Genomic DNA, 6,752 nt, shown 5'->3' with positions numbered 1-6,752 from the left:
GCCCTGCCTGCCCGCGCCGCCGGGCGCGCCCTGCGGCTGCTGGTGCACGAGGTGCCAGGCCAGCCAGCCCAGGCCGCCCATCGCGACGACGGCGATGAGGGTCCCGATGATGCGGGTGCGGCGCGAGCGCTTGGGTTGGGTCGGGGTTTTATTCTTGTCGGGTGTGACGGTCGAATCCATTCTGATCCCTGGTGGCCGAGTGTTCAAAAGCACAATAAATGTTCCTTTGAAATGTAGCACGGCCTGGCATTGCCTTATGTTTCGTAACGTACGGTGAGCGTATCCTCTCTCCGGGCACAGGAAGTTGCATCTTTACACGGCTTTACACAGAAGCAGCCTACATGCGGGGAGATCCAAACAAAACGGGCGCGGGAGGATTCCCACGCCCGTGTTGCAACGTATGGTTGCCTGACTACACGCTGTTACAAAGATTAACGCTCCGGAAAGGTTCAGGGCACCCCGCACAGGCAATGCGTGACAGCCGCGAACGGTTGCTTGCGGTCGGCGACGGCCGACAGCCAGCCGAGGTCCCTGGCGATGCCGGCCGTCGCGTTGCCGCCCAGCGCGGCCGCGCCGAGGTCGACCGGCAGCAGGCCCAGCTTCACTTGCACGTTCAGGATCTGCGCGTCCGACAGGCCCATGCGTTCCAGCACGCGCTCGGCCAGCGTGGTCGGCTGCTCGGCATAGGTGACGCGGAAATCGTCGCCCAGCTTCGCGCGCTTGGCGGCCGAGCGCAGCGCGTCGCCGTAGCTGCCCAGGCGGTCGACGAGGCCGCGTTCCTTGGCCTGCGTGCCCGTCCACACGCGGCCCTGGCCCACTTCGTCGATCTTGGCCGGCGTCGTCTTGCGCGCAAGGGCGGCCTTGGTCGTGAACTCGTCGTACACGTGGTTGATGGCGGACTGGATCAGCTGGCCGAAGCGCGGATCGAGGGGGCGCAGCGGGTTGTAGGCGTCCGCGAGCCACGTGGTCGTCACGCCGGCCGTGTGGATGCCCAGTTTGTCGACGACCTTGTCCGCGGTCGGCAGGATGGCGAACACGCCGATCGAACCGGTGACGGTGGACGGGTCGGCGATGACTTCATCGGCCGCCATCGAGATCCAGTAGCCGCCCGACGCGGCCACGTCGCCCATCGACACGACGACCGGCTTGCCGGCCGCGCGCGTCAGTTCCAGCTCGCGCCGGATCAGTTCCGAACCGTAGGCGCTGCCGCCCGGCGAATTGACGCGCAGGACGACGGCCTTCACCGACGAATCCTCGCGCACGCTGCGGATCAGGTTCGCCGTCGAGATGCCGCCGACCATGCCGGGGCCGCCCGTGCCTTCCGTGATGTCGCCGGCCGCGACGACGACGGCGACCGCGTCGCCGAAGGGCTTCTCCGGATGGCGCGCCACGTAGTCGCCGAAGCTCACCTGGCGGAAGCTCTTGATGCGGTCGTCGTACGCACCGCGCTTGATGAACATGTCGCGCACTTCGTCGCGGGTCTTGACGCCGTCGATCAGCTTCCAGTCCAGCGCCACCCTGGCCGCGTTGCCGTTGGCCGCCTGCAGGCGCTGCGGCAGCTCGTCGATGCCTTTCGCGATCGACCCCGCCGGCAGCTTGCGCGCCTTCTCGACTTCGTCCGTGTACGCGGTCCACAGGCCGTTGTACAGGAACGCGTCCGCCTCCTGCGCGGCCGGCGACGGGCCGTTGCCGATGAACGGCTCCGCGAAGCTTTTATACGTGCCGACCTTCATCAGGTTGACGGTGACGCCGACCTTGTCCAGCGCGTCGCGGTAGTAATTGCGGTGGCGGCCGAAACCTTCGATCAGCACCATGCCCATCGGATGCAGGTAGATCTCGCTGGCATGCGCGGCGATCAGGTAGCGCTTCTGGTCGAAGTTGCCGCCCCAGACGACCACGCGCTTGCCGGCCGCCTTCACGCGCTCGATGCCGGCGCCGATCTCGCGCACGGACGCGAGGCCGCCGCCATCCAGCTCGTCCAGCAGCACCAGCACCTCGTTCACGTTGCTGTCCTTCGCGGCGCCGTCCAGCGCCTTCAGCACGTCCGGCAGGCGCACGAGGCGGCGGCCGTTGCCCGACAGGCCGGCGACGACGGAATCGCGCACGCTGCCGGCGCGCGCCTCGACCAGTTCGCCCTTCAGGTCGAGCACGAGCGCCGTCTTGGGCGCCAGCGGCTTGAGGCCGCCGCCGAACATAGCCCAGACGAAGGCGATCAGGATGACCAGGAAGATGAGGTTCAGCACGAAGCGGCGGGTGGCGTCGAGGCCGCGCCACAGCGCCTTGACGCCGCGACCCAGGGAGGAGAAAGGCTTGAATGACATTAGTGCTCCGGCTAGTTGAGATTCGGTTCGGTCAGTGCGGACGGCTCGGCGCGGCGCGAGATCGCGAACAGCCCGGCGAACACGATGGCGCCGTTCACGATCAGCAGTTCGAGGCCGAGGCGGTAACTGCCCAGCAGCGCATGCTGGTAATACTCCAGCAGCGCGCACAGGATCGGCGCGCCGATGGTCACCACGGGCACGAGGCGGTCGTGCAGCGTCCGCGTCGTCATCATGCCGAAGGCGAACAGACCGAGCAAGGGTCCGTATGTATAGCTGGCCAGTTTCAGGATGACGACGATCATGCTGGGATTGTCCACCCATTTGAACACGAGCACCATGGCCAGGAACAGCGCGGCGAACGCGAGGTGCACGTGGCGGCGCAGGCGCATGCGCTGGTGTTCCGTCAGGTCGGTGCGGCGCTTGATGCCGAGGATGTCGATGCAGAACGTGGACGTCAGCGCCGTGATGGCGCCGTCGGCACTGGGGAACAGCGCCGAGATCAGCGCGATCAGGAAGATGATCTGCACCGCGGCGGGCAGGTGGCCCATGACGACCGCCGGGAAGATCCGGTCGCCCGTCGCGGTGACGCCGGCGATGGGCGCGTACAGGTACAGCAGGCCGCCGAGGAACAGGAAGGCGCACAGCACGACGACCAGCACGGCGGTCAGGCTCAGCAGGTTCTTCTGCGAATCCCGCAAGGTCTTCACGGAGATCGTCTTCTGCATCATTTCCTGGTCCATGCCCGTCATCGTCAGCACGATGAAGACGCCGGCCACGATCTGCTTGAGCCAGTAGCCGGGGCTGTCCGGGTCGTGCGTGAACACGCGCGCGAGGCCCCTGTCCTGCATCTGCCGCAGCGCCTCGGGGATCGTCAGGTCGAGCTGGCCCAGCATGAACGCGACGCAGGCGAACAGGCCAGCCAGCATGCACGTGGTCTGCAGCGTATCGGTCCAGACGATGGTCTTCACGCCGCCCTGGACCGTGTACAGCAGGATCATGCCGAGGATGACGAAGGTCGTGAGCCAGAACGGGATGCCGAGGCTGTCGAGGATGATGGTCTGCAGGACCGCGACGACGAGGTACAGCCGCGCCGTGGCGCCGAACAGGCGCGACAGGATGAAGAACCCGGCGCCGCTCTGGTAGGCGCGCCGGCCGAGGCGCACGTCGAGGTAGTGGTAGATCGAGGTCAAGCGGAGGCGGTAGTACAGGGGCAGCAGCAGGTAGACGACGGCGATGTAGCCGATCACGTAGCCGATGAGGATTTGCGCATAGCCGAAGCCGTCGGCCCCGACGGCGCCCGGCACGCTGATGAAGGTGGCGCCGGACAGCGTGGTGCCGACCATGCCGAACGCGACGAGCATCCAGTTGCTGCTCTTGTTACCGATGAAAAAGCTGTCGTTGTTGGCACCCCGCCCCGTGGCCCAGGCGACGCCGAGCAGCAGGGCGAAATACGCGATGAGGATGCAGAAAAGTAAAGCCGGGGACATCGGGGATCCAAAAAGTTGTCTGATCGCCCGGCAATATACACCCAAGGCGCGGCAGCAGGCTTTCAGCCGACGGGCGGCAGGGACTGCCGGGCACGGATGATGTTGATCAGGGCGCGCAGCGCCGGATGACTGTGGCGCCGGCTGCTGTAGTACATGTGGAAAGGCTCGCCGCGCGCGGCGAACGCATCCAGCACGATACGCAGGCTGCCCTCGGCCAGTTCGCCCGCGATCCTGGATTCGAGAAGATAGGCCAGGCCCGCGCCGGATTTCGCCACGGCGATCGTCGTGGCCGTATCGTTGATCGTGACCGGTCCCGGCACACGGATCCGGCGCCGTTCGCCGTCGATGTCGAATTCCCACTTGTAGGCCGAATTGTCACCGAGCAGCAGTTGCAGGCACCGGTGCCGCGCCAGGTCGTCGGGATGCGCCGGCTCGCCGTATGTGGCCAGATACGCCGGGGCCGCCGCCACCACCCAGCGCTGGGGGCCGCTCAGGGGTACGGCGACCATGTCTTCCGGAACGTAATCCCCATAGCGGACACCGGCATCGTAGCCTTCCTCGACGATATCGATGGGCCGGTCTTCCACGACGACGGTCAGCCGTACGTCGGGATAGACACGGGCGAACGCCACGATCGCCGGTTCGATCAACAGATGGGCCGCGTCCGCGAACACGTTGATCCGCAGTTCGCCATGCGCGGGCGTGGCCGAGTCGATGAGCCCGAGCGCCGCACCGATCGCGTCGAAGCCGTCCTCCAGGCGCTTTGCAAGTTCGAGGCCGATATCGGTCGGGGTGACGGAACGCGCGGAACGGTTCAGCAGCTTCACGGCGAGGCGCGCTTCCAGCCGGCGCATGGCGTGGCTGGCCGCCGATGGCGACAGGCCCAGCTGGATCGCGGCCGCCTTGAAGCTGCGCGTGCGCACGATGGCGAGAAACAGGCGCAGGTCGGCGAAATCGACGCGATCGATCAGGGACATGGTTGAGAGAGAATCATCGCCGCGATGAATGCGGCTCATCTTTGAATGATAGCACTGCGGCAAGGCTGGGCGGTATAAAGATGGCTCGACAACTCGCGACCGTCCCCATGCCCATGTCATCTCGCAGCGAACTCAACATCCCGGACCTTGCCGGCAAGCGCATCCTCGTCACGGGGGCCTCGGCCGGCATCGGCGCAGCGGTTGCGCTCGGGTTCCTCGGGCAGGGCGCCCGTGTGGCGATCCACTACGGCACCAACCGCGCCGGCGCCGAGCGCGTCGCCGCCGGCGCACCGGACCGTGCCGTGGTCGTCCACGGCGATCTCACGCGCGGGCATGCGAAGGAGTTCGTGGCCGACGGTATCCGCGTCAACGCCGTCGCGCCCGGGGTGATCCAGACGGCCTTCCATGACCGCTACACGCCCGCCGACCTGCTGTCGGCCCAGGTCGGCACGATCCCGATGGGGCGCGCCGGCACTTCGGAAGAGTGCGTGGGCGCATACCTGTTTCTCGCTTCGAAAGAACTGTCCGGCTATCTCACTGGCCAGGTCATCGAAGTCAATGGCGGACAACTGATGGTTTAAGAAGGAAAAAAGATGCAACAAAGAAAACTGGGCCGTACCGGTGCGGCCGTCTCGGACATCGGCTTCGGCGCCTGGGCGATCGGCGGCTCCTGGGGCGATGTCAGCGTGGAGGACGCCAAGGGCGCGCTGCATGCGGCCCTCGACAATGGCGTCACGTTCATCGATACCGCCGACGTGTATGGCGACGGCCGTTCCGAACGGCTCATCGCGGACGTGCTCGCGGAACGCGGCGGCGAGCGGCCGTTCGTGGCCACCAAGGCCGGGCGCCGCCTGTCGCCCCACGTGGCGGAAGGCTATACGAAGGCCAACCTGACGGCATTCGTCGAGCGGTCGCTGCGCAACCTGCGCGTCGACTGCCTGGACCTCGTGCAGCTGCATTGCCCGCCGACGCCGGTCTTTTATCGGCCGGACGTCTTCGGCGCCATGGACGACCTGGTCGCGGCCGGCAAGATCCGCCACTACGGCGTCTCCGTCGAGAAGGTCGAAGAGGGCCTGAAGTCCATCGAATACCCGAATGTCGCCACCGTGCAGATCGTCTACAACATCTTCCGCCAGCGTCCAGCCACGCTGTTCTTCGCGGAAGCGGCGCGACGCGACGTCGGCGTGATCGTGCGCGTCCCGCTCGCGTCGGGCCTGCTGACCGGGAAGATGAGCGCCAGCACGACGTTCGCCGCGGACGATCACCGCGCGTTCAACCGCGAGGGGGAATCGTTCGACAAGGGCGAGACGTTTGCCGGCGTCCCGTACGACCTCGCGCTCGAGGCCGTCGAACGGATCCGCGGACTGGTGCCGGGCGGCGCGACGATGGCGCAATTCGCGCTGCGCTGGATCCTGATGGAGCAAAGCGTCAGCACGGTGATCCCGGGCGCCAGGAATGCCGCGCAGGCGATCGCGAACAGCCAGGCCAGCGCGCTGGACGCCATTCCGCCTGCGGCGATGGAACAGCTGCGCGCGCTGTACCGCGAGCGGATCGCACCCCACGTGCACCATCTCTGGTGATCGTCGACATGAAGAGACATCTCGTTGCCCTCCTCCTTGCGGCCTGCGCGCCGCTGCACGCCGCCGAACCTTCCACGCCACAGACGGTCAGGCTGGCCATCGACGCCACGCAGGTCAAGGGCCCCTTGACGCCGATCTGGGCCTGGTTCGGCTACGACGAACCGAATTACACGACGGCGCCCAACGGCAAAAAACTGCTGAGCGACATCGCCGCCCTGAGCCCGGTCCCGGTCCACGTCCGCACGCACAACCTCATGACGTCGGGCGACGGCAGCTATGCGCTCAAGTGGGGCTCGACGAATATGTACAGCGAAGACAAGGACGGCAAGCCGGTCTACGACTGGACCATCATCGACGGCATCTTCGACACGTACATCGAACGCGGCA

Annotated in this window: 6 protein-coding genes and 1 pseudogene; 3 read left to right on the top strand and 4 right to left on the bottom strand. The window is 66.5% G+C overall.

What is annotated here, in order from left to right; genetic code table 11:
- The 4 genes and pseudogenes from ACEN88_RS21630 to ACEN88_RS21615 all read right to left on the bottom strand — a co-directional run.
- Nucleotides 1-180 (bottom strand): annotated as a pseudogene (locus tag ACEN88_RS21630) (efflux transporter periplasmic adaptor subunit); the annotation flags it as partial.
- A 269-nt stretch (nt 181-449) separates the two neighbouring features.
- Nucleotides 450-2,321 (bottom strand): signal peptide peptidase SppA, encoded by a 1,872-nt coding sequence (sppA, locus tag ACEN88_RS21625; RefSeq protein WP_413342904.1) that lies wholly within the window; start codon nt 2,319-2,321, stop codon nt 450-452.
- Between the two features lie 11 nt (nt 2,322-2,332).
- Entirely contained in the window at nt 2,333-3,808 is a 1,476-nt protein-coding gene (locus ACEN88_RS21620; RefSeq protein ID WP_413342902.1) for a sodium:solute symporter, read from the bottom strand.
- Nucleotides 3,809-3,870: 62 nt separating this feature from the next.
- The gene (locus ACEN88_RS21615) at nt 3,871-4,785 is read right to left on the bottom strand and encodes a LysR family transcriptional regulator (protein ID WP_413342900.1); all 915 of its coding nucleotides are present in this window, start codon (nt 4,783-4,785) and stop codon (nt 3,871-3,873) included.
- Between the two features lie 113 nt (nt 4,786-4,898).
- Here ACEN88_RS21615 and ACEN88_RS21610 point away from each other — a divergent pair, with 113 nt between their 5' ends.
- The 3 genes from ACEN88_RS21610 to ACEN88_RS21600 form a co-directional block, all read left to right on the top strand.
- On the top strand, nt 4,899-5,366 hold the full coding sequence (locus tag ACEN88_RS21610) for an SDR family NAD(P)-dependent oxidoreductase (protein WP_413342906.1): 468 nt from the start codon (nt 4,899-4,901) through the stop codon (nt 5,364-5,366).
- 12 nt (nt 5,367-5,378) lie between these two features.
- On the top strand, nt 5,379-6,365 hold the full coding sequence (locus ACEN88_RS21605; protein WP_413342898.1) for an aldo/keto reductase: 987 nt from the start codon (nt 5,379-5,381) through the stop codon (nt 6,363-6,365).
- Between the two features lie 8 nt (nt 6,366-6,373).
- Nucleotides 6,374-6,752: hypothetical protein (locus ACEN88_RS21600; protein ID WP_413342896.1), on the top strand; the 379-nt coding region annotated here is incomplete at its 3' end.

Origin of the sequence: Massilia sp. CT11-108, from assembly GCF_047302915.1 — a bacterium.
In the GTDB taxonomy this organism is placed as follows: Bacteria; Pseudomonadota; Gammaproteobacteria; order Burkholderiales; family Burkholderiaceae_D; genus Telluria; species Telluria orientalis.
Note: the sequence above shows the minus strand (reverse complement) of the source record. Positions and strands in the feature narration are given on the sequence as shown.

What these genes read in the sequence shown, in the direction of transcription:
- ACEN88_RS21620 (WP_413342902.1), bottom strand. Translation starts at nt 3,808, where the DNA reads ATGTCCCCGGCTTTACTTTTCTGCATCCTCATCGCGTATTTCGCCCTG.
- ACEN88_RS21610 (WP_413342906.1), top strand. Translation starts at nt 4,899, where the DNA reads ATGTCATCTCGCAGCGAACTCAACATCCCGGACCTTGCCGGCAAGCGC.
- sppA (WP_413342904.1), bottom strand. Translation starts at nt 2,321, where the DNA reads ATGTCATTCAAGCCTTTCTCCTCCCTGGGTCGCGGCGTCAAGGCGCTG.
- ACEN88_RS21605 (WP_413342898.1), top strand. Translation starts at nt 5,379, where the DNA reads ATGCAACAAAGAAAACTGGGCCGTACCGGTGCGGCCGTCTCGGACATC.
- ACEN88_RS21615 (WP_413342900.1), bottom strand. Translation starts at nt 4,785, where the DNA reads ATGTCCCTGATCGATCGCGTCGATTTCGCCGACCTGCGCCTGTTTCTC.